This window comes from Dorea sp. 210702-DFI.3.125 (assembly GCF_020560945.1).
GTDB lineage: Bacteria > Bacillota > Clostridia > Lachnospirales > Lachnospiraceae > Dorea > Dorea formicigenerans.
Genome location: NZ_JAJCNF010000003.1, coordinates 157,890 through 178,933, shown reverse-complemented (window position 1 = coordinate 178,933; position 21,044 = coordinate 157,890). Strand labels below are relative to the sequence as shown.

The window sequence follows — 21,044 nt, the reverse complement described above, 5'->3', positions numbered from 1 at the left end:
TTATTTAATCTCTTTCTATTTTATTTTTCTGCTCGCTCAGCTCCAGTACATGATTCTCCGGAACCATAATCTCCATTGCCTTCTGAACATTCTCGATTTCCACATAATCCTGTTCTCCGCCGAACTCTCCATCCAGTGTCCACGGAATCTCTTCAACAGAATCAAAGGTAATTTTTTTTGTCTTAAATGTGTACATATGCTTTGTATCCACCTGCTCGATCAGGAGTGCTGCAATAATCTCCTGCAAAGCAATTGGATTCTTCGGGGTCTTGATCAGTGTCACTTCAAACAGTCCGTCGTCAAATACTATATTTTTCCCGACCATATTAGAAAAGCCGCCAACGGAACGAGAATTCGTCACCATACCGAAGATAAATTCGTCCTCGATAACTTCCCCGTCATGCTCCACCTTAATTTTATAGGAAGGAATGTTAAAGATTCTCTTTGCACCTTCCAATATATACGCCATATGACCAAGTACATTTTTCACTGCCTGATCTGTCTCGTAGGACACATCTGTAAAAATTCCAAATGCTGCAATATAAACAAATACGCTGTCATTGAACTTTCCAATGTCGCACGGAAATGGAACTCCCTTCACCGCATTGTCTGCTGCCGCAAGGGGTTTTCTCGGAATGTGCAGACTCTTGGCAAAATCATTCGTCGTTCCTGCCGGAATATATCCTACCGGAACAACATCTTTTCCCATCTCACGGCGCTTCATCATTCCAGTCGCAACCTCGTCAATCGTTCCATCTCCACCGCTACACGCAATCAGATCATATTTGCCAACTTCGTATTCCTTGATTTGATAATAAGCGTCCCTGTATGCCTGTGTCGGATGCACTGTCACTTCATATCCCGCTTTCACAAAGATATCAAGAACATCTGACAATCTTGGCTTTAGCATCTCTTTTCCTGCACGTGGATTGTATACAAATAGAAGCTTTTTCATCTGACATTTCCTCCATGGTTTTACAATATATTCCAAAAAGAGGGCATGTGAGATGCCCTCTTTCGATTCCTCAATTATCTATGTATGTTATTGATTACTGTGCAAGCAGAAATGATTCCACTCCACTTACAGCCTGCTCCTCGTCGTCTCCCTCAGCAATGAGAGTAAGGTTGGTTCCTTTTCCCGGCTGGTGTGACTGTAATGCCATCATCCCCATAATACTTTTGGCATTAATCTTCATGTTGTCCATCTCAATGTACACCGTACTGTCATACTGACTTGCCTCCTGCACAAGATGTGCGATTGGTCTGGACTCCATGTCCAGGTCTGACCGAAGTGTAACAGGTTTCTTAATCATATAAATCCTCCTTAAACTAACCCCTTAACTTATCTGCTATCTCGCTAATCTTTCTCAGCCGGTGATTCACCCCTGATTTTCCAACCGGGTCTGCCATAAGACTCCCCAGCTCTTTCAGAGTTGCATCCGGATTCTCAAGCCGTGTAAGGGCAACGTCTCTTAATCCTTCCGGTAAATAATCCAAGCCAACTGTATCTCTGACATACACAATATCTTCCATCTGCCTTACGGCCGCCGATACGGTCTTGTTGATATTCGCTGTCTCACAATTAACTTTTCGATTCACTGAGTTGCGCATCTCCTTCAAAATGCGGACATTCTCAAGTTCCATGAGGGCGATGTGCGCTTCCATAATGTTCAGGACATCCACAATCTGGGATCCTTCTTTCAAGTATACGACAAATGTCTTCTTACGCGTTACGATCTTAGCATCCAGGTCAAAGCTGTTGATCATATCTCTCACATACTCTGCCTGTGCAAGTTCCCCACACACAATCTCAAAATGATAAGACTTGCTCGGATCACTCATCGATCCTGCTGCAATGAATGCCCCCCTGATATAAGCACGCTTACAGCATACAGCCTGCACAAGTGCATTCTTTACCGCCAACAGTTCCTCTCCTGCCCAACGCATAAAATAACTTGTGCTTCCATTCGTCATATTCTTTCGGACTACGATGTCAGCTTCTATATTAAATGTTTTTGACATTAATGTAAAGCACTTTCTCGCTACCAGATAATTTTCTGATCGGAATCTAATCGTACATATACCATTTTTATCTTCTTCAAATTCCCCGCACATATGTAAAATCGCAGTCAGTTCTGCCAGATTACAATGCCGTGCTTTCGCGACATGCTCTGCGAGTTCTTCTTTTATTTTCCCCGAAAACGACATGATACTCACCTATTTTGCCTTCGTGATCGCATCTTTTCCGATATCACGGTGCTCAATGCGAACTCCATAGCTGTCTGTTTTTTTCAGCGCCTCATACAATTCATTTGCCAGTGTAACGGAACGATGCTTTCCTCCCGTACATCCAATTCCGATCACAAGCTGTGTCTTTCCCTCGGAAATGTAATTCGGTATGAGAAATTCTACCATATCCGTAAGCTTTGTCAAGAACTGTTTTGCTGTGTCGTTATTCATCACATAGTCTCTGACCGGCTGATCATTTCCACTCATAGGACGTAACTCTTCTATATAATATGGATTTGGCAGAAAACGTACATCAAACACCAGATCTGCATCATTCGGAATTCCATACTTAAAGCCAAATGACAACACCGTAATGTAAAGGTTCTTATATTCCTTGTTCTGGACAAATATCTTGTTCAGCTCTGCTTTCAGTTCTCTTGTAAGCATATGACTGGTATCTACAAGATAATCCGCTTTTTTCTTCAGGAATCCAAGAAGTTCTCGTTCTCTCTTCAGACCATCTTCCACACGTCCGTCACTACCTGCCAGCGGATGAAAACGTCTCGTCTCTTTATATCTCTTTACAAGTACATCATCGCTGGATTCCAGATAAAGGATCTCATACTGGCAGCCGCCTTCATCCAGAACTTTCAGTACATTCGCAAGCTCCTGAAAGCTCTGTCCGCTCCGGATATCTACTCCAAGAGCTGCTTTATTCATCTCCGTACCCGGCACCGCCAGAAGTTCTGCAAATTTCGGAATCAATGGGACCGGCAGATTATCCACACAAAAATATCCCATATCTTCCAGCATCTTAAGTGCTGTACTTTTTCCGGCACCGGACATTCCAGTCACAATTACAAGTCTCATCTTATTCGTCCCCTAATCTCTTCACTTCCGGTTCCAGATCCACGCCGGAATTCTCCTTCACACGGATCTGTACCTGTCTCATCAGTTCCATAATATCTGCTGCCGTCGCATGATCCCGGTTGATCACAAAACCACAGTGCTTTTCGGACACCTGTGCTCCTCCGACCTGAAATCCCCGAAGTCCGGCATCCTCAATCAGTTTTCCTGCAAAATATCCTTCCGGACGCTTAAACGTACTTCCGGCACTTGGATATTCCAACGGCTGTTTCGTCACACGCTTCTCCTTCAGCTCATCCATATAAGTTTTGATCTTCTCTCCGTCTCCGCGCTCAAGCTTCAACACCGCCCCAAGCACAATATAACCTTTCTTCGCAATCACACTAGTGCGGTATCCAAGCTCCAGTTCATTACGGCCCAGTTCTATAATCTTACCTTCACCTGTAAGCACTGTCACAAATTCCAGTACATCCTTCATCTCTCCGCCGTAGGCTCCTGCATTCATCACACAGGCACCTCCGATTGTCCCCGGAATTCCAGAAGCAAATTCAAAACCTGAAAGCTCTGCCCCCAGCGCTTTAGCCGCGATTCCTGAAAGCAATGCTCCAGCCTGTGCCTTTACAAGATCACCTTCTACCTTCACTTCATTCATTTCCTTATAAATCTGAACGATCACACCGCGGTATCCTGCATCAGACACAAGAAGATTACTTCCATTTCCTATAATATAATACGGCATTCCTGCTTCTTTACAGATACGGATCACATCTCTTACTTCTTCCTTCGCCTTTGGTGTCACGAAAAAATCTGCCGGTCCGCCCACACGAAATGTAGTGTGACGGCTCATCGGCTCATCGATCAAAATGCTATCCTTTGCTATCACATTGTTCAATTTATCATAAAAGTTCTGATTCATAAAAATCTGCTCCTATACTGAAAGTTATTCTAAGCACCGCAAAGAATATTCTTATCATACAATAAAAAAGCCACAAGTTCAATGTTTACCGATACACTTTAGGCATCTTGTCTCATTTACGTTCTCCGATACTTCCTTTCTTCTTGCAAAATCTCCGTAAATGCTGTATATTACTCTTAATTACACAATTATCAAAAAGGAGTGATTTATCATTGGACTCGAATGATACTATACTATTTATTGTACTGATTGTACTGTTAGCACTATCTGCTTTCTTTTCTTCTGCGGAGACTGCACTTACAACAGTAAACCGAATTCGAATCCGCAACCTTGCCGATGAAGGCAACAAAAACGCAAAAATTGTATTAAAGATTACGGATGATTCTTCAAAGATGCTGACCGCTATACTAATCGGTAATAACATCGTGAACCTTTCTGCTGCATCACTGACCACAACCCTGGCTTACAGTCTCGGAGGCTCCTTGGTCGCAATCGCTAACGGAATTTTAACTGTAGCGATTCTGCTTTTCGGTGAGATTACACCGAAGACAATGGCTACTATCCACGCCGAGAAAGTATCTCTGGCATACGCACAAATCATCCATATATTTATGAAGATCATGACACCGTTCATCTTCATTATCAATGGTCTGACCAACGTTGTTCTTTTCATCTTACGTGTAGATCCGAACGACCACAAACGCGCCATGACCGAGAACGAGCTTCGTACAATTGTAAATGTCAGCCATGAAGACGGAGTTATCGAATCTGAAGAGAAAGAAATGATTTACAATGTGGTAGATCTCGGGGATGCAAAAGCAAAAGATGTTATGGTTCCCCGCGTTCACGTAACATTTGCAGATGTAAACTGCACATATGAAGAGCTGATTGACATTTTCCGTGAAGATAAATTCACAAGGCTGCCGATTTATGAAGATACGACCGACAATGTGATCGGTACAATTAACATGAAGGACTTGTTGCTTTACGATTACGGAAACACAAAAGAATTCCATATCCGGGATATTATGCGAGAAGCTTATTTTACTTATGAGTATAAGAATATTTCCGAACTTCTTGTGGAGATGCGTCAGGCATCCTTTAATATTGCAATTGTTCTGGATGAATATGGTGAAACTTCCGGTTTGATCACACTGGAAGATATCTTGGAAGAAATTGTCGGTGAAATTCATGACGAATATGACGAGAATGAAGAAGATTTTGTTCACAAAATTTCTGACAAAGAATATCTGGTAGAAGGCTCTGTCAATCTGGACGACTTCAATGACCGTCTGGAACTGAATCTGGAATCCGAAGAATATGATTCCCTCGGTGGATTTATCATCGAGCATCTGGACCGGCTTCCGGAACTTGGAGATTCTATTACAACGGAAGACGGTATCCGTCTAGTTGTCGAATCTTTGGATAAGAATCGGATTGAACAGGTTCATGTATACCTGCCGGAGAAGACAGCGTCCGATGAGGATTTTGATGAATAATAAGTAAACATATCTACAAATTCTGTTCCGAACAGTTTTTGTAGATGCATAATAATTAAAAAGAAAAGGCAAGTTCTTAAAAATTCATTTCAGAACATGCCTTTTCTTTATAGCATTTAATGTAATTCAAAATATCTTCTATTAAGCCTCTATAATTTTTAACTCTTATAACTGTTTCCCGTTATGTCTGTGTATCAGGAATAAAAATCCACCGATCACTCCGCCGATCACTCCGGCATAAACAGCAACACACATTACATTTGCTATACAGTCAATCAATGCAATTTTTCCGATTGCCGTGCAGAAGAACATTCCAACTATAAATGTTGTAACACTCCACAGCAATACATTTGCTGATAAAAATGTTCCGTCCTGTGTTTCCGCTCCAAATATTTTTCCTGTCATTTCCCATAAAAATCTCATATTCATTCCTCCCTGCATATGAAACAACTTTCAAGAATGCCTCGGCATTCTTGCTGCGAGGTGCACGTCATGCAATTGCATGACATACTTCTACTGCGCACCTCTGATATCTTAGATGCTCTCACATCTTCATGTGGTCCGCACCATCTCTTTCTTTTCTTCATGTACATTATAGGAACTGCATGTTAAATCAGTTTACAGAGAAATGCTAAATCTTTGTAAAATGTACTCGTTCAGAGCCAGGCAGAATTTTATAAAACAACTGTAAAATAATTACATTTTTAAAGTTGTTTTTAAAATTCTATCTGGCGGATACGCCACACATCACAACTGCTTTTTAGTTGGGACGTTGGGCTCTGGGCGAGTATCTGAATAATTTTAGTTGGGAGGCTGGCTCTGAATGAGCACCTGAACAATTTTAGTCTGGGCGTTGGCTCAAAGCGAGTACCTGAATGATTATTGTATCAAGAGCGTCTCAAATCCGGCTCTCTTAAGTCTTCTCTGTGCCGCCACTGCTTCGTCCAGCATATCATATTCTCCGGAAATCACCCGGTAATATTGTTTCCATTGATCTATATATGCCGGAAATCCACGGTCTTCCAGTGTTTCCTGCTGCCTCGCTGCATTGTTCCGGTTCCGGAACAGTCCGACCTGAATACGGTACTTCGTCTGTTCCACCAGCGTTTCCGGTTCTTTCAGAACTCCGGCATTTTCCAATGTATCCAGGACTCCTGTTGCAATTGCCTGTGCAATATCCTGAAAATTAGAATCAAATAATTCATTATCCGTATCTGAATTGATAAATCCAGCCTCTACAAGTACAGCTGGCATCCGTGTCCGCTTCAACACTACAAGATTCGGTCTTGCTTTCACCCCCAGATCTACAAACCCCACCGTCTCCAATTGTTCATTGATTTCCTGCGCCATCTGATATTTAAGTCCAGACAAATCATAGATCAGACTTTCCACTCCCATTACTTCATTATCTGTCGGATAAGAGTTTCGATGGATCGACAGGAAAAAATCCACTCCTGCCTGATTTGCCTCTACCGCCCGCTCATATGGGGACAAATACACATCTGTTGTCCTGGTGTAAAGTACCTCAATTCCATTTTCCTGAAGAATCTCTCCCACTGTAAGCGTCAGCCTTAATGTATCATCTTTTTCACGGCGCCCCCGATAAACTGCTCCAGGATCACTTCCCCCGTGACCACTATCTAACATCATAGAATATGGCATATTTATTCCTCAAAATCTTTTTATATTATAGTATGACTCAAAAATCAGATAGGTGATTTTTCTAAAATGTGGAAATGTACAGATTTCCAAAAAAATTTCTGCACAGATAAACTTTCACTAGCAATTTCCTTCGAATACTTTTATAGCGCTAAAAAAGGTCCACCGGACCTTTTTGTCGCATGCTTGGCAACAAAAAAACTGCTGCTTCGTCAGATTATCCTTCACAAAGCAACAGTTTTGTTTACTGATTATTTTTACTGATTATTTTTTGCTTATTTATTCTCAATTGCTGTAATCATATCTACTCTGGTCTGGTGTCTTCCGCCTTCGAATTCTGCATTTAACCACTCATCGATGATCATCTTTGCAAGCTCAATTCCGATTACACGGGCACCGAATGCCAGAATATTGGTATTGTTATGCTGTCTGGAAAGTTTTGCAGAATATGGCTCTGAGCAAACAACTGCACGAACACCTTTTACTTTATTTGCTGCCAAAGAGATTCCAACTCCTGTACCACAGATCAGGATACCAAGATCTACATCTCCTGCTGCAACAGCTCGTCCAACTTTCTCGCCGTACTCTGGATAATTACAGCTCTCATATGTATCTGTACCAAAGTTCACAACTTCATATCCTTTTCCTTCCAGGTACTCTACTACCTGATTCTTCATGTCTACTGCTGCATGATCATTACCAATTCCGATTTTCATGACGTTATAGCCTCCTCTTTTCATTGTCGTCTTTTCTTTGACGCCTTTTTATATTATAATAGATAAGATTTCTATTATCAACACAGGTACATCAATTAATACAGAAAGATAACATAAGATTTTTTACACAAGCTTACTTTTAAGCAAGTGCTTGACTTTAATCATCTTACAGCTCAGAAAGAAAGGAACTATTATGATACAATATATTGCCAGCGATGTAGACGGAACTTTACTTCATGGTCACGCAACCACTCTGAATCCAGAATTGTTTGACATTATCCGCCAGCTAAAAGAACATGGGATACATTTTATTGCAGCCAGCGGCCGCCAGTACAAAAATCTCCAACGTCTATTCGCCCCTGTGAAGGATGATATCTCCTATGTTGCAGAAAATGGATCTATGTGTGTACATGATGGCAAGATCGTCTCATTAGGACATATTGATACTGGTCTTATCTACGAAATCGCAGACGCTGCAAAAGAATATGGTCATTGCCACACTTTAATTTCTACAGCCCGAACCGGATATACCGACTCACAAGATTCTGACTACATCGATCATATCCGTAACGATGTTGGTTATGACATGGACGTTGTCCAAAATGTACGTGATATCAAAGAACCTTTTATCAAAATCGCCGTATGTGATTTTGACGGAACTGAAAAACGTCTTCGCGCCTATTTTCAAGAGCGTTTCGCTGATCGGATCAAGATTGTGACCTCTGGAAATATCTGGATTGATTTCATTGCACCGAATGCCAACAAGGGTTCTGCTCTTTCCAATATCGTATCTTCCCTTGGCATGGATCCAAAGAATGGTATCACATTCGGAGATCAGTACAATGATCTGGAAATGTTGCAGCTGTCCAACACAAGCTATGCCATGACGACTGCTGCCACCGGCGTTGCTGATTACGCAACACATACGACAGATTCTGTCGAGAAAACGTTGCGGGAATTTCTTCAAACACTATAAACAATGAATTTATCTAGAACAACCCTTTCACTGCCGGATACAATTTTCTGAACTGCTGATACCGTTCTTCGTATTTCGCTACAAGTTCTGGTTCCGGTTCAATTGTATCCACAACTTTTACAAGCTTTTCGGCAATCGTTTCTACATCTGGATATTCTCCACATCCAACTGCTGCCAGCATTGCACCGCCAAGTGCCGGACCTTCTTCGCTTTCAATCACATCTACTTTTAAGTTCATGACATTTGCAATAATTTTTCTCCACAGTGGGCTTTTTACACCACCACCGCAGATCTTTGTCCGGTCAATCTGAATACCAAGACTTCTTGCCACTTCCAGAGAATCGCGAAGCCCAAATGCTACGCCTTCCAACACTGCCTGTGTCATGTCTGCCCTTGTTGTGTCCATGGACATACCGATAAACATGGCTCTCGCGTCTGGGTCATTATGTGGAGATCGTTCTCCCATCAGATATGGAAGATAAAAAACTCTGTTTTCTCCAAGATTTTTTATGTCCGTCTGCTCTGCGGCATAATCTTTTGTTCCGAGAATTTCTTCATTCCACCACTTATTACAGGACGCCGCGCTCAGCATACAGCCCATCAAATGATAGTGTCCGTCTGCGTGCGCAAATGAATGAAGGGCATTATGCTTATCTACTCCGAATTTTTCACTGGAGATAAAGATTGTTCCTGATGTTCCAAGGGAAATGTTACATCTTCCGTTTCCGACCGTTCCTGTGCCGACTGCCGCTGCTGCGTTGTCTCCAGCACCTGCGATTACCTTTACATTTTCTGAAAATCTCAGTTCTTCTGCGATTTCCGGCCGTAAAGTTCCTACTACTTCGTAACTTTCATGCAATTTTGGCAACTGTTCTTCTGTAATACCACATATATCTAACATTTCTTTTGACCAACATCTGTTTTCCACATCCATGAGAAGCATTCCCGAAGCATCTGACATATCTGTACAAAACGAACCTGAAAGCCGGTAAGCCAGATAATCTTTTGGCAGCATAATCTTTGCGATTTTTTTATAATTTTCCGGTTCATTTTCCTTCATCCAGAGAATCTTTGGCGCTGTAAAGCCTGCAAATGCAATATTCGCTGTATACTCGGATAATTTATCCTTTCCGATGACCTGATTCAAATAGTCAGTCTCTTTTGCAGTTCTTCCGTCATTCCATAAAATTGCCGGACGAATTACCTGATCGTCTTTATCCAGTGCTACCAGCCCATGCATCTGTCCGCCAAAACTGATGCCAGCCACCTGACTCTTATCGCATTCAGATGTCAGTTCTTTTATTCCTTCCATTGACTGCGCAAACCAATCCTGTGGATTCTGTTCTGACCAGCCCGGGTATGGAAAATATAATGGATATTCTTTTGATACAATTTTCTGAATATTGCCGTTTTCATCCATCATTAACAATTTTACCGCTGAAGTTCCAAGATCAACGCCAATATATAACATCACTTTGCCTCCCTCGCATGTTGTTACATCTATCTTACCTCAATTTATAGAACCAAACAACCTTCTTTCTTTGCAAAACGATTGAGCAATTTCCTTTCAAATAATCTCCGCCCGACTTCCTCCGGCTTTTTCCTTTGTCACTATAATTTGTCTGTCAATTCTTTCCTTCAATTCTCCTACATGAGAAATAATTCCAACAAGTTTATTGCCTTCCGTCAATCCAGCCAGCGCTTTTATTGCCTGCTCCAGTGATTCTTCGTCCAACGAGCCAAAACCTTCGTCCACAAACATCGTATCTAGACGGATTCCTCCGGCTCTTGACTGAACTTCATCCGAAAGCCCTAGCGCTAATGAAAGCGAAGCTTTGAAAGACTCTCCTCCAGACAATGTCTTAACGCTTCGTCTTGTGCCATTATAATGATCAATGACATCTAGTTCCAGACCACTCTGGCTTCGATTATTTCCAGCCACAACACTTCTTGCGAGTTCATATTGTCCCTCCGACATAACCATAAATCTTACGTTTGCCCGCTGTAAAATCCGTTCAAAGTACGCCATCTGAACATAAGTTTCCAGCATGATCTTTTCTTTCCCGGAAATGTTTCCATTTGCCGTATTTGACAGTGCTTTCACCAGCGCCCATTTTTGTTCCAAAACTATGATATCTTTCGACTTCTGTTCAATATTCAAAAGAGCTTTTTGATTTGTCGCCAGTCGTAATTGAAGCTCTTTTAACATTCTTTCATAATCAGCTCTTTGTTCCACTAATGTTGTCTTTTTTTCCTGTTCGCGCTCCACAAAAAATTCTCCGAGATTCTCAAGCTGCTTGTTGCATTGCTCCAGTTTCCCTTCTAGCTTTCGCATATCGCCATTCCATTTTTGCAGATTTTTCTGAGCTGCTTCATATTCCGCCCGGCTGTTTCTTTTCACTGTCTGCAGGTTCTGAAGTTCTATCTCAGCCTGTTTCCAGTCTTCATACCTAAGATTCTGCTGTTGCTCTTCAAACTGTTTGTTTTCCATATCTATCTCTGCTTTTAAAGCTGCAATCTGACCAGATATTTTTTCTCGTTCCTCACGTTTCGTAGTAATCTGCTCTTGTATCTTCTGAATCTGATTTTGGAGTAATTGATATCTTTCAACCTTTTTCTTATTACTTTTCATTTGTTCTTGAAGTTTGTATTCTTCATCTGTGAGTCTTTTTTCTTGCTCCTCAATCTGCTTCTGATCCGCCGCCCGTTCTTTTTGAGCATTTACTTTTCCCAATAGTTCAGCCGCCTCCTGGCTGGAAGCCTCCATCTGATTCCTTGCCTGTTCCCATTTTCGCTTAACTTCTTCCAGTTCCTTCTGTGACGGGATATATTCCGTACCACAAGCTTTCTTAGGATGCTCTTTGGAGCCGCACACTGGGCACGCTTCTCCTTCTTTTAAATGCTTTGCCAGCACCCCTGCCTGTCCATCTAAAAATGTCTGATATGCGAGATCATACTCTGTCTTTCTTTCCTTTGCAATCTGAGCTTTATCCACATACTGCTCCTGAATCTCGGAAAGCTTTCCACAAAGTAAATGATACTTCTTTGTATTTTCCACAACCTGTTTTAGTTCTTCTTTTTCAGAATCTAATTTTTCCTTTCGAAACAGTAATTCCGTTTTCCGTTCCGGCTCATTTTCCAATTGTATTTTCTCACTTTCATCATCCTTCAGACGCTTTTGTAACTCTTCTCTTTCAATGTCCTGCGTTTGTAACCTTTCTTTCTCCTCTTTTAGAAATTTTTTTCTTTCTATTATTCTCTTTTTCTTTTCTTCTAGTTCTTGATAAATCGATATCTGTGTCTGAATTTGAGCAATTTTTACTTCCAGCTCCTCTCTATTTTCCTGCTTTTTCTTTTGTCCTTCCCACTCCTGTTGAATTTTTTCACCTTGTTCCTGCACCTTTATATAATCAGCTTCAGCCAATTCAAGCGTACGAATCGTCTGCTCTCTCGTCTGCGCTTTTTGTAAATGCTCTTGTATCTGCTCCAACTCTTTTTGTAGATTCTGAAGCTTGCAATTTATATTTTCCGCTTCTTCCTGATCTAATCCTATCAATTCTTTTATCGCAGCAATTGCTTCTTCCATAGGAAGTTTTGCAAAGTTGATCTCTTCTTTTCCCAACACTCCTTCTAAATATTGATTTACGCTTCTTCTTGCAAATTCCAGCTCATCCGAAAGTTTACCTGATTCCGCTTTCAATTTTTCCTGTAAAATCTGATAACCGCCTGTCTTAAAAATCTCCCGGAAAATTCCCTGTCTTTCTTTTGTATCTGCCAGTAATAATTTTTGAAAATCTCCCTGTGCAATCATCGCGATTTGAAGAAACTGATTTCGATTCAGACCTAAAATTTCAATAATTGCTTTATTCACTTCTTTTTGTTTTGTAACTACACGGCCATCCGGATATGTCAATTCGACCTCTGACCTCTGAAGTGTCATTCCTCCACCTTTTTTTGCCGGCCGTTCATACTCCGGATTTCTCCGGACTTTATATTCCTGCCCCCCATTTTCAAAAAGAAGTTCTACCTCTGTCGGAACCTGCGCATCTGCATATTTTGACCGAAGCATTGCCGGTTCCCGATTCTCACCACTGGCCGCACCATATAATGCATAGACAATACCATCAAAAATTGTCGTTTTACCTGCTCCTGTATCTCCGGTAATCAAATACAATCCACCTGTTCCAAGCCTTTCCATATCCAGTTCCTCGCAACCTGCATACGGTCCAAATGCAGATAGTTTTAATTTTTTCGGTCTCAATTCTTATCCTCCCAGATTTTTTCAATTAACGAATGAATCAATTGCTTCTGTTCTTCATTCATTTCCTGATTATTCTGTTTTTCATATAAATCTTCAAATATATCAAACGGTGTTTTTTCTTCTACTTCCTGCACATCCGCAAATGATTTCCTTCCACGCGTCCTTTGATTGTCATAATCCAATTTCATAAGATTCGGATAAATGACTTGTAATTTCCGTACCGCGTCTGGTATATCTTCTTCATCTGTCAATGTAATATGCATATAACAATTTCTGTCCAGACTGTCATAATAAGATTTTTCCGCCACTTCCATATAGCTTCCTTTTATCTCATACCAGTCATGTAAAGGATTCAATTCTTTTGTTCGAATAACTACATTTCCCTTTTGTTTCATTTCTACGATTGTCACAGACTTTTTGTGGTGAATCTCCGAAAAGGAATATTTTAACGGAGTTCCACAATATCGCACTGTCTCTCTGCTAATCTTCTGCGGTCCGTGAATATGGCCCAGTGCTACATAATCAAAATTTTCGAATACATTTACATCTACATTATCTGTTCCCCCCACAGAAATCTCTTCCGACTCACTTCTCTTCGCCCCAGTTACAAACTGATGTGTCACGATTACATTTCTTTCATCCGGATTTACTTTCATCTGCTCCACTGCAACGCGCAAAGCATCTGTATAGTTTTCCACCTGTTCCTCTTCAAAAAAATGCTTTACGTTTACTGGCTTTACAAATGGTAACAAATAAATATTAACCGGTCCCCATTCATCTGTCAGTACAATCGAATCTGTATTTCCAGAATATGCCGGTGCAACATACACACCACTTTCTCTCATCAATCGACCACCAAATGCAATTCTCTCCGCGCTGTCATGATTACCACTAATTATGAATGTCTGCACTTTTTTTCTTGATAACTGACACAAAAAATCATCAAATAACTGGATTGCCTCTATAGGCGGTATTGATTTATCGTAGACGTCTCCAGCAATGAAAACTGCCTCCGGCTTTTCTTCATCAACGACAGTAAGTATTTTCTTCAAAATATCTCTTTGATCTTCCAGCATCGAAAACTCATTCACACGTTTTCCCAGATGCAAGTCCGATATATGTATAAATTTCATGGCAGCCACACCTCATTCTTATTTTTAATCTCATGTGCTTTTATTATATCGATGTTTTTTTCTGTAATCAACCATTCTCTCTCCTGACTATATCACTCAAAATCTTTCCTGTGTAATAAATACAAAACCCCAGAGTCCTAAAACTCTGGGGCATATATCATATGTGATTTTCATCTTAATTTTTCATCTTAAACTTAATATAAATTTTTGATTATCTTTTCATATCTTCTTAAATGTCCGCAAAGCCTTATTTTATCAGCTTTACGGGCATTTCTCTTTTCGGCTGATACTTCCAAACAGCTACGTTTCATCACGTTTTCTCACGGTCAATCGTGGTAAATATCGTGGTAAAACTTTAAGCTATCATGCTTCTTAATTCTGCCTTGACGTTCTCTATGGACGCATGGGCGTACAGGTTCAGCGTGATACTGATGTTTGCGTGTCCCATGATATACTGTAAACTCTTAGGGTTCATGTTCCTGTTCGCAAGTCTGGTACAGAACGTATGACGCAGGATATGGGGCGTTATCTTTGGTAAGCTGTCCTCATGGCTCTTGTTATATTTCTTTCTCAGATTAGCGAAAGTAGAAGTATAATAGGCATTCGTCATAGGAAAGCCTTTCCCGTTCAGAAAGAGGAAACCACTGTACCCGTCTATCTCTGTCGGCTCTGCCTTTGCCTTGTTTGCCATGACACGCTCAAATGCCTGTTTCACTTCCTCACTCATGGGAACATCACGCACACCGCTTTTTGTCTTTGGTGTTTCGATATAATAGCCCGTTTCCTTGCTGGATAATAGCTGGTGGTCTACATGGATAACGCCGTTTTCAAAGTCTATATCCTGCCTTGTCAGTCCGCACAGTTCCGAGATACGAAGCCCTGTCTTTAACAGTATTACGATTGCGTCATAATACTTTTTATATACCCTGTCCCTGCTGGCAAAGGACAAGAGCCTTTCTTCCTGTTCCTCGGTCAATGCCTGCCGTGGTGTCCTGTCGTCCTCTATGACCTCATTCAGCTTGAAATCAAAGGGGTTCTTCCTCACGAGGTCGTCCGCTATGGCAATGCGGAATGACGCATTTAACGAGCGTTTATAATTGCTTATGGTCTGATAAGCATAGCCCTTGTCTTTCATGCGTAACGCCCATTCCTTAGCGTCTGAAAGGCGTATGCTGTCAATGCTCCTAGCCCCCAGTATATCGCCCTCTAATGTCCGCATGAGCTTTTTCCTGCCCTGTCTTGTGCTTTCCTTTACGTTGGCTCTCTGGGCGTTCTGTTTGGCGTATAGCTGGCACAGCGTCATTTTTCCGCCTGTTGTGTCGATACCGTCCTGTAAATCCCTTTGTATCTCCGTTTCTAATTCCCTTAGGGATTTCCCGTCCCTCTTGCCTTTAGGTACGAGGTCTGTCGGCACAAGTTTCCATGAATAGGCATACCTTGTCTTTCCTGCCTTGTCCACATATTTGTATAAGTATCTTCCGTCTGCTCGCTGGCTCTCTCCTGTCTTTAAGAGGCGACCTTTACTGTCCCGTCTTTTTTCCGACATTTCTTATCTGCTCCTTTCGTAAGAAAGAGCCTTGATATGACTTACTGAAATAATATCACATACAAGGCTCTTTTGCATTAGATTGCGTCTGTTTTATCCATAAATTTCTCAAACTGTTTTTTCTTAATCAAGATACGGTTGCCGTTCATCACATACCAGTCGCCGTGTCGGTTTTCTTCTACCAATCGGCGTAGCTTGTTCTGTCCGATTGTGAAGTATCTTGACGCTTCCTCAATGGTAAGGGTGTATTTTTCCCATACAGGAATATCAATCTTTTCGTTCATCATGCCACCCCCCTACCTGTTCTTTGTGTCATACTGGACGTAGGGTATCAATTCTGTCCTGTCTATCCGCTGTAAATGGGCGGTCAGCTTGCTGGAAAGGGAAGTGCTGTACCTTGCCTTATCTACCATATCCCCGACACGTTCCAGCCCACCTAAAGCGTCATGGGATTCGAGGAAGTAAAAGCCTTTGACAGCGGATATGACACCACCCTCTGTAAGCCACTGTTGCGTTTCTTCAAGGGAATTATGCGGTGTGGGTACATGGAGTTTTAAAAGTTCCACAGCCCCTAAAAAGCGTTGCCAGAAACGGCACGTTTTCCACCTGCTCTTGTTGCTCTCATTCCTGTTTGCTACGACAAAACGCAGGTTGTCCGCCAGCAGTCCGAAAGCCAGTTCCCCAATCTCCAGCGGTCTTGCCTGAAATGCCATAGCAAAGGCATGAGCCTTTTCATCACGCAGTTGCATTTCCGTCCGTTTCCAACTCCCGACTTCATCAAGCGTCCTGTTGTATTTGCCGCACACTTCCTTGTCCTTGTCATAAAAGCGGTAGGAAAGCCCCGATTTTCCAGCCCCGATATAGACGGTCTTTGCGGTGTCAAAATCATCAAACTTGCTCTCGTCAAAATGGTAGCCCTCACTGTTGGCGATAAATTCCTCTTTTTCACATTTCTTCTTTATCTGCTCTATGGTAAAGAACGGCGTTTCGTTCCTGTCGTCAATGGCAACGTCCAGCCTTGTGAAATGGTAGTTTCCAGCCCCATATCTCCTTTCACAGCGTCCGAACATATCCCCAAAGGTCAAGCCGTTGTTATCGAGGATACGGAAAATATCATCACACCCCCTGCCTGTCATCACGAGATAACAGCCCAGCCCTTGTGGGTTGTCCTCTGTCTTTTTTGCGTCGCCCGATACATAAATATCTCCGATTTCCCAACGCGCCTGATACGTCTTAAATTTGACCGTTGCAGGATAGACATTAAAAATATCGGTCGGCAAGCATAAAATGTGCCGTATCACATCTTCTGCCGTTGCCGTATCAAAGACAATGCTGATGTAATCAATCTTGACGGATAAATTTTCATGTGTTGCGATAGTGCATTACTCCTTTCGTACTCCCCGTTTTTTTGCGGGGTAAAAATCGTGTTTTGTCCTTTATTTATCACAGTTTCTAGGTACTATGACATGTATGCGCAGGGCGGTGTTACATATACGCCCTGTACGGAACGCCTACGGCGTTCCTTTTCTTCCTGCACCAGCCCCGTTCTTAACGCTCACGAGCCTTTGGGAGGCTCGTGGCTAAACGGGGCAGGCACAGGAAGAAACACCGTTTTCGGTCGGATAGTCCATGCCTATTCATGCTATCAAAGCGAAAATAACTCTTTTCTATGCCTACTCAAGCGTGTGATTGACCTCATTGTGCTTAATCACTATATCCTCCATGAGAATAACGCCGTTAGAATTACTTGTCAAGAACTTTTTCTTGACTTTTTCGGCTATAATAAGTATGATAGGCTTATAAAGGAACGAAAAAGCCGGGAAAGGAAAAGATATAAGAAGTTATGGAGCATGACACAAAGAAAATAAATTTTTTAGGGGAGAACATACAGACCATAAGAAAACACAGGAAAATGAAACAGCAGGAGCTTGCGGACGCCATCGGTATCAATATGCAGAGCCTTTCTAAGATTGAACGAGGGGTAAACTATCCCACCTTTGACACGCTGGAAAAGATAATGGACGTACTGGAAGTAACACCGAATGAATTGTTGTCGGGAGAATGGAAGTTTGTCCAACAGGCGGAAAAAGAGGTATGCAAGTTTTTACGGACGGAAGAACGCCTAAATGCAGAACTGAAACACGGACACTATGATAACTTCTTTGACAGTGAAGAAGAATGGCTAGAGTATGAGTTGGAGCAGTTGCGGAAATACATCACAGACTATATCAAGGGAGAGGACATACAAGCGTCCGACCTTTACCCTATCAAAACATTTATCCAGCACTTGAAATTTCAGAAAGTATTAGACCGTTATGATGATTTATACAGCATGGATATGTTCGGGGAAAGCACAGACGGACACAAGTACGGTACACCTTATCAGGTTGTAAAGAGGATAAATCCCAACTCAAAAGAAGATATGGAGCTGTTGCGGGAAGTCTTAAAGGACAGCCATTTTGACAACGGGGACGAGTAGCCTTTTTCCTCTTGCAAAAAGATACAGCAAACAAAAAGCCCAGATCAAGAGTGCAAGCACCACTTCTAAAGAAGTGGCAGGCTCTTGACAGGGCTTTTTCTTTTCTGTTTATGGCAGACAAGAGAAAAAAGGATAGCTATATTGTATAGTTTCTCTAATAATTTTAGAGCAATGAATTTATCACAGGTACTTCGTCTTTTCATTGTAAAAGTACAATCGTGGAAAGCACTAATATTGGCACTTTGATTTTGTGCATTATGCACAAAATATGATAGCAACAAAGAGGTCATATATAAAATAGAAACAAAAATAACTTGACATTTAATGAAATATATGTCATGTTGAGGTTAGTAAAAACAGTACGTGACATAAAACTATCAAAAAGTAAAAAAGAGAAAGGAGGTTTATCGAATGAGAGCAAAGAAGTTGAGAACGAAAGTAGTTGGTCTTGTAGCAGCAGTTATGGTTGTCGGCGCTCCACTTACAGCGTGGGCTATTGATGTAGCGGGTGGAGATTTGTACTACAATGGAGGGCAAACAGACACCATTGTATATTCCGAAATTGGGCGTAAAGCAGGTATTAGTCGCAACTACATGGTAAAGGCAACTGTAAAGGTCGGCGGAGATACATATACCAGTGGATTCAAGTCAAACTACGCTTACAAAGATGCAAAGAGAGTTTGGTGGGCGAACGAAACATCTTATTATATTATTATCCATATTAAGTAAAATAGTTCAAACACCTAGGGCGGGGCTATTTGTCCCGCCCTATTTTATACATTTCTTCAAAGAAAGGGGCGTATGTTATGAAAAAATTTTTAAAGATTTTTATTTTCCTTGAAGTCATACTCTTTGCATATATTTTTAATACTTCTATTTACAACATTTATGAAAAGAATAACATTGCTACTGAGAATTTAAAAGGGTATGTTTTAGAAGAAACATCGCCAGAAATTCTCGACAAATTTTATACAATATTTACAGAAGAATATTCTCAAAATAAATTAGAACTCATTAACAATACGCTCACTTCCACAGATAAATCTGTTTATGATTTATATTGCTATCCATTAAATGAGTTTACACAAAAACAGCCTATATCTTCCTCTATTTTGTTTCAATATCATGAATTGCAAAAGGAAGATTTTTTAGATAGTGTTGGTGTATTCTATACAGATTTACCAGCTAACGCAATTAAAGAGATAGCTTCTCAACTGTCCGTCGCAATAAATAACTTTGAAAATGACGCTATTCCGTATAGTATGGTATTAGAATTGAATCTTCTGAATTTTGTAATCTTATTTATTGTACTTCAAATCATATACTGTATTTATACGTCTTATAGTTTGAAAAAAATAGGTATTAAAAAAAGCATGGGCTTTTCTACTATACATATTTTAAAGGAGCAAATTACCAGTGTAATAAAATATTTTGCTGTAATATGTTTAGTATTACTGTTCTTGCTAAATTTATATTACGCATTAACAAACAGATATGATTTTTCTTATTTAGCAACAAGTGTACTGTTCTTTATTGGTGTTTTAGCTATAAATATACTTTGTGTTTTAATTACAAGTATTTTAATTAAGTTTGTTTCTTTAGAGGCAATGATAAAAAATAAGACTTTAAATAGCGGCACAAATATTGTAGTTCAGGCTATAAAAATAATTTTTTCGGTAATAATCGCTATCACTATTATTTCATTGCTGAATCAGGGGAACTCATTTAGACAAAGCCAACAAGCTGTTTTAGATTATAAGTATCTGGACGGATATTATACCGCTAATGGTTTTAATTCATCGGAGTATGATTATGCGTTAGCAAACACAGACATATTAGAAAAATATTCTGAACAAACATTAGAGATGTATAATCATAACCATTCACTACTATGTGATTTTAGGACAGACGGTGGTTTGCAGACATCACGCCCCTATTATGAACAACAGCTTGTTATTGCAAATAGAAATTATCTGAATGAATTTTCAAATATCCAGCTCAGTGGAAAACCATTGGGAGAAGATATATTTAGTGAACCAACAGTATTAGTTCCACATAAATATAAGAATGATGAAAATTCTATTAGCGAATATATTAAGCAAGAATATTTCCGATTGATGAATTACAATCAATTTTATGGAATACCGGGAGAAGAAAAAACTATTGATAAATTTAATGTTGTTTATATAGACGATGATTCTACGATAAAAGTCAATACAGAAAATGGTTTTTCGGATATGGCTAATCCTGTTATCATTGTTGATACGGGCAATTTTGCAGGACTTTACTATTTGGATTCTTTAAATACAAGGTGTTTATTTTTTCAAATGGAGTCAAGAGAAGATTTTTCTTCTTTGTTATCAGAATATGATTTAGAGCAATTAGTTACAGCTGGAACATTACTTACACCTTATTTAATGCAACTTGAAAATGTGACATTCGTTCTTAAAACACTCACTATGTTTACGATTGTCTTTATAGTGTCTTTACTGTTTATTTTGTATATTTCAAATTATGTGGACATTTTTGTAAATCGAAAGAGATATGCGGCAAAAGAGATTTTAGGATTCTCTCATTTTAGGACACTGAAAAATCGGTATATTTTTTGGGGAATCGAAATAATTATATCAGGCGTATTAACTGCTATAAATTATTATTTTGCTTGCCTTTTTGCGATTATACTTATTGACTACATATTCTGCGAATTGCTTTATAGAATTTATATCTCAAACGCTTTATATGAGATTGAAAAGGGGGCATAAG

Annotated in this window: 19 protein-coding genes; 5 read left to right on the top strand and 14 right to left on the bottom strand. The window is 40.4% G+C overall.

Translation table 11 applies throughout. The annotated features are described in order from the left end of the window. Positions 1–4 precede the first annotated feature (4 nt). The 5 genes from LI164_RS02945 to murB all read right to left on the bottom strand — a co-directional run bounded on the left by LI164_RS02945 (position 5) and on the right by murB (position 4,012). The gene (locus LI164_RS02945; RefSeq protein ID WP_005331965.1) at positions 5–955 is read right to left on the bottom strand and encodes a diacylglycerol kinase family protein; all 951 of its coding nucleotides are present in this window, start codon (positions 953–955) and stop codon (positions 5–7) included. Positions 956–1,049: 94 nt separating this feature from the next. Beyond that, complete coding sequence (locus LI164_RS02940; RefSeq protein WP_005331964.1) at positions 1,050–1,313, bottom strand: HPr family phosphocarrier protein; 264 nt, start codon at positions 1,311–1,313, stop codon at positions 1,050–1,052. A gap of 16 nt (positions 1,314–1,329) precedes the next feature. Beyond that, complete coding sequence (gene whiA, locus LI164_RS02935) at positions 1,330–2,208, bottom strand: DNA-binding protein WhiA (RefSeq protein WP_005331963.1); 879 nt, start codon at positions 2,206–2,208, stop codon at positions 1,330–1,332. Positions 2,209–2,217: 9 nt separating this feature from the next. Continuing rightward, positions 2,218–3,099 (bottom strand): RNase adapter RapZ, encoded by an 882-nt coding sequence (gene rapZ / locus LI164_RS02930; RefSeq protein WP_005331962.1) that lies wholly within the window; start codon positions 3,097–3,099, stop codon positions 2,218–2,220. Position 3,100: 1 nt separating this feature from the next. Further along, positions 3,101–4,012, bottom strand: a complete 912-nt coding sequence (gene murB / locus LI164_RS02925; protein WP_005331961.1) for a UDP-N-acetylmuramate dehydrogenase — start codon at positions 4,010–4,012, stop codon at positions 3,101–3,103. 212 nt (positions 4,013–4,224) lie between these two features. On the opposite strand from murB, the gene LI164_RS02920 reads away from it, so the two are divergent. Then, positions 4,225–5,511: an HlyC/CorC family transporter gene (locus LI164_RS02920; RefSeq protein WP_005331960.1), complete on the top strand. Its 1,287-nt coding sequence runs from the start codon at positions 4,225–4,227 to the stop codon at positions 5,509–5,511. A gap of 165 nt (positions 5,512–5,676) precedes the next feature. Here the strand turns inward: LI164_RS02920 and LI164_RS02915 are convergent, their stop codons facing one another. From LI164_RS02915 to rpiB, 3 genes are all read right to left on the bottom strand, one after another. Continuing rightward, positions 5,677–5,934: a hypothetical protein gene (locus tag LI164_RS02915; RefSeq protein WP_117606421.1), complete on the bottom strand. Its 258-nt coding sequence runs from the start codon at positions 5,932–5,934 to the stop codon at positions 5,677–5,679. Between the two features lie 456 nt (positions 5,935–6,390). Further along, complete coding sequence (locus LI164_RS02910; RefSeq protein ID WP_040015377.1) at positions 6,391–7,173, bottom strand: N-acetylmuramoyl-L-alanine amidase; 783 nt, start codon at positions 7,171–7,173, stop codon at positions 6,391–6,393. A 272-nt stretch (positions 7,174–7,445) separates the two neighbouring features. Continuing rightward, the gene (gene rpiB / locus LI164_RS02905) at positions 7,446–7,886 is read right to left on the bottom strand and encodes a ribose 5-phosphate isomerase B (RefSeq protein ID WP_040015376.1); all 441 of its coding nucleotides are present in this window, start codon (positions 7,884–7,886) and stop codon (positions 7,446–7,448) included. Positions 7,887–8,079: 193 nt separating this feature from the next. On the opposite strand from rpiB, the gene LI164_RS02900 reads away from it, so the two are divergent. Then, positions 8,080–8,862 (top strand): Cof-type HAD-IIB family hydrolase, encoded by a 783-nt coding sequence (locus LI164_RS02900; RefSeq protein ID WP_005331950.1) that lies wholly within the window; start codon positions 8,080–8,082, stop codon positions 8,860–8,862. 13 nt (positions 8,863–8,875) lie between these two features. Here the strand turns inward: LI164_RS02900 and xylB are convergent, their stop codons facing one another. The 6 genes from xylB to LI164_RS02870 form a co-directional block, all read right to left on the bottom strand. Then, positions 8,876–10,333, bottom strand: coding sequence for a xylulokinase (xylB, locus tag LI164_RS02895; protein WP_005331948.1), 1,458 nt, complete (start codon positions 10,331–10,333; stop codon positions 8,876–8,878). A gap of 96 nt (positions 10,334–10,429) precedes the next feature. Continuing rightward, positions 10,430–13,123: an AAA family ATPase gene (locus tag LI164_RS02890; protein WP_227086714.1), complete on the bottom strand. Its 2,694-nt coding sequence runs from the start codon at positions 13,121–13,123 to the stop codon at positions 10,430–10,432. Beyond that, complete coding sequence (locus tag LI164_RS02885) at positions 13,120–14,256, bottom strand: exonuclease SbcCD subunit D (RefSeq protein ID WP_005331944.1); 1,137 nt, start codon at positions 14,254–14,256, stop codon at positions 13,120–13,122. Before LI164_RS02885 ends, LI164_RS02890 begins: the two co-directional genes overlap by 4 nt. 355 nt (positions 14,257–14,611) lie before the next feature. Continuing rightward, positions 14,612–15,802, bottom strand: a complete 1,191-nt coding sequence (locus tag LI164_RS02880; protein WP_101629279.1) for a site-specific integrase — start codon at positions 15,800–15,802, stop codon at positions 14,612–14,614. A 77-nt stretch (positions 15,803–15,879) separates the two neighbouring features. Further along, complete coding sequence (locus LI164_RS02875; protein WP_101629282.1) at positions 15,880–16,086, bottom strand: excisionase; 207 nt, start codon at positions 16,084–16,086, stop codon at positions 15,880–15,882. A 12-nt stretch (positions 16,087–16,098) separates the two neighbouring features. Next, positions 16,099–17,148: a replication initiation factor domain-containing protein gene (locus tag LI164_RS02870; protein ID WP_257963366.1), complete on the bottom strand. Its 1,050-nt coding sequence runs from the start codon at positions 17,146–17,148 to the stop codon at positions 16,099–16,101. 497 nt (positions 17,149–17,645) lie between these two features. Between LI164_RS02870 and LI164_RS02865 the strand changes: the two genes are divergently transcribed. The 3 genes from LI164_RS02865 to LI164_RS02855 all read left to right on the top strand — a co-directional run bounded on the left by LI164_RS02865 (position 17,646) and on the right by LI164_RS02855 (position 21,043). Then, positions 17,646–18,281, top strand: coding sequence for a helix-turn-helix domain-containing protein (locus tag LI164_RS02865; RefSeq protein WP_101629280.1), 636 nt, complete (start codon positions 17,646–17,648; stop codon positions 18,279–18,281). Between the two features lie 411 nt (positions 18,282–18,692). Beyond that, positions 18,693–19,010 carry a hypothetical protein gene (locus tag LI164_RS02860; RefSeq protein ID WP_227086713.1) on the top strand — a complete coding sequence of 106 codons (318 nt, stop codon included), beginning with the start codon at positions 18,693–18,695 and terminating at the stop codon, positions 19,008–19,010. Between the two features lie 77 nt (positions 19,011–19,087). After that, complete coding sequence (locus LI164_RS02855; RefSeq protein ID WP_101629281.1) at positions 19,088–21,043, top strand: hypothetical protein; 1,956 nt, start codon at positions 19,088–19,090, stop codon at positions 21,041–21,043. Position 21,044: the final 1 nt, after the last annotated feature.

Bases quoted from the DNA above. Each gene is read 5' to 3' on its own strand.
- LI164_RS02910 (WP_040015377.1), bottom strand. From the start codon at position 7,173: ATGCCATATTCTATGATGTTAGATAGTGGTCACGGGGGAAGTGATCCT.
- rapZ (WP_005331962.1), bottom strand. From the start codon at position 3,099: ATGAGACTTGTAATTGTGACTGGAATGTCCGGTGCCGGAAAAAGTACA.
- LI164_RS02880 (WP_101629279.1), bottom strand. From the start codon at position 15,802: ATGTCGGAAAAAAGACGGGACAGTAAAGGTCGCCTCTTAAAGACAGGA.
- LI164_RS02945 (WP_005331965.1), bottom strand. From the start codon at position 955: ATGAAAAAGCTTCTATTTGTATACAATCCACGTGCAGGAAAAGAGATG.
- murB (WP_005331961.1), bottom strand. From the start codon at position 4,012: ATGAATCAGAACTTTTATGATAAATTGAACAATGTGATAGCAAAGGAT.
- xylB (WP_005331948.1), bottom strand. From the start codon at position 10,333: ATGTTATATATTGGCGTTGATCTTGGAACTTCAGCGGTAAAATTGTTA.
- LI164_RS02885 (WP_005331944.1), bottom strand. From the start codon at position 14,256: ATGAAATTTATACATATATCGGACTTGCATCTGGGAAAACGTGTGAAT.
- rpiB (WP_040015376.1), bottom strand. From the start codon at position 7,886: ATGAAAATCGGAATTGGTAATGATCATGCAGCAGTAGACATGAAGAAT.
- whiA (WP_005331963.1), bottom strand. From the start codon at position 2,208: ATGTCGTTTTCGGGGAAAATAAAAGAAGAACTCGCAGAGCATGTCGCG.
- LI164_RS02860 (WP_227086713.1), top strand. From the start codon at position 18,693: ATGAGAGCAAAGAAGTTGAGAACGAAAGTAGTTGGTCTTGTAGCAGCA.
- LI164_RS02915 (WP_117606421.1), bottom strand. From the start codon at position 5,934: ATGAGATTTTTATGGGAAATGACAGGAAAAATATTTGGAGCGGAAACA.
- LI164_RS02875 (WP_101629282.1), bottom strand. From the start codon at position 16,086: ATGAACGAAAAGATTGATATTCCTGTATGGGAAAAATACACCCTTACC.
- LI164_RS02940 (WP_005331964.1), bottom strand. From the start codon at position 1,313: ATGATTAAGAAACCTGTTACACTTCGGTCAGACCTGGACATGGAGTCC.
- LI164_RS02855 (WP_101629281.1), top strand. From the start codon at position 19,088: ATGAAAAAATTTTTAAAGATTTTTATTTTCCTTGAAGTCATACTCTTT.
- LI164_RS02865 (WP_101629280.1), top strand. From the start codon at position 17,646: ATGGAGCATGACACAAAGAAAATAAATTTTTTAGGGGAGAACATACAG.
- LI164_RS02900 (WP_005331950.1), top strand. From the start codon at position 8,080: ATGATACAATATATTGCCAGCGATGTAGACGGAACTTTACTTCATGGT.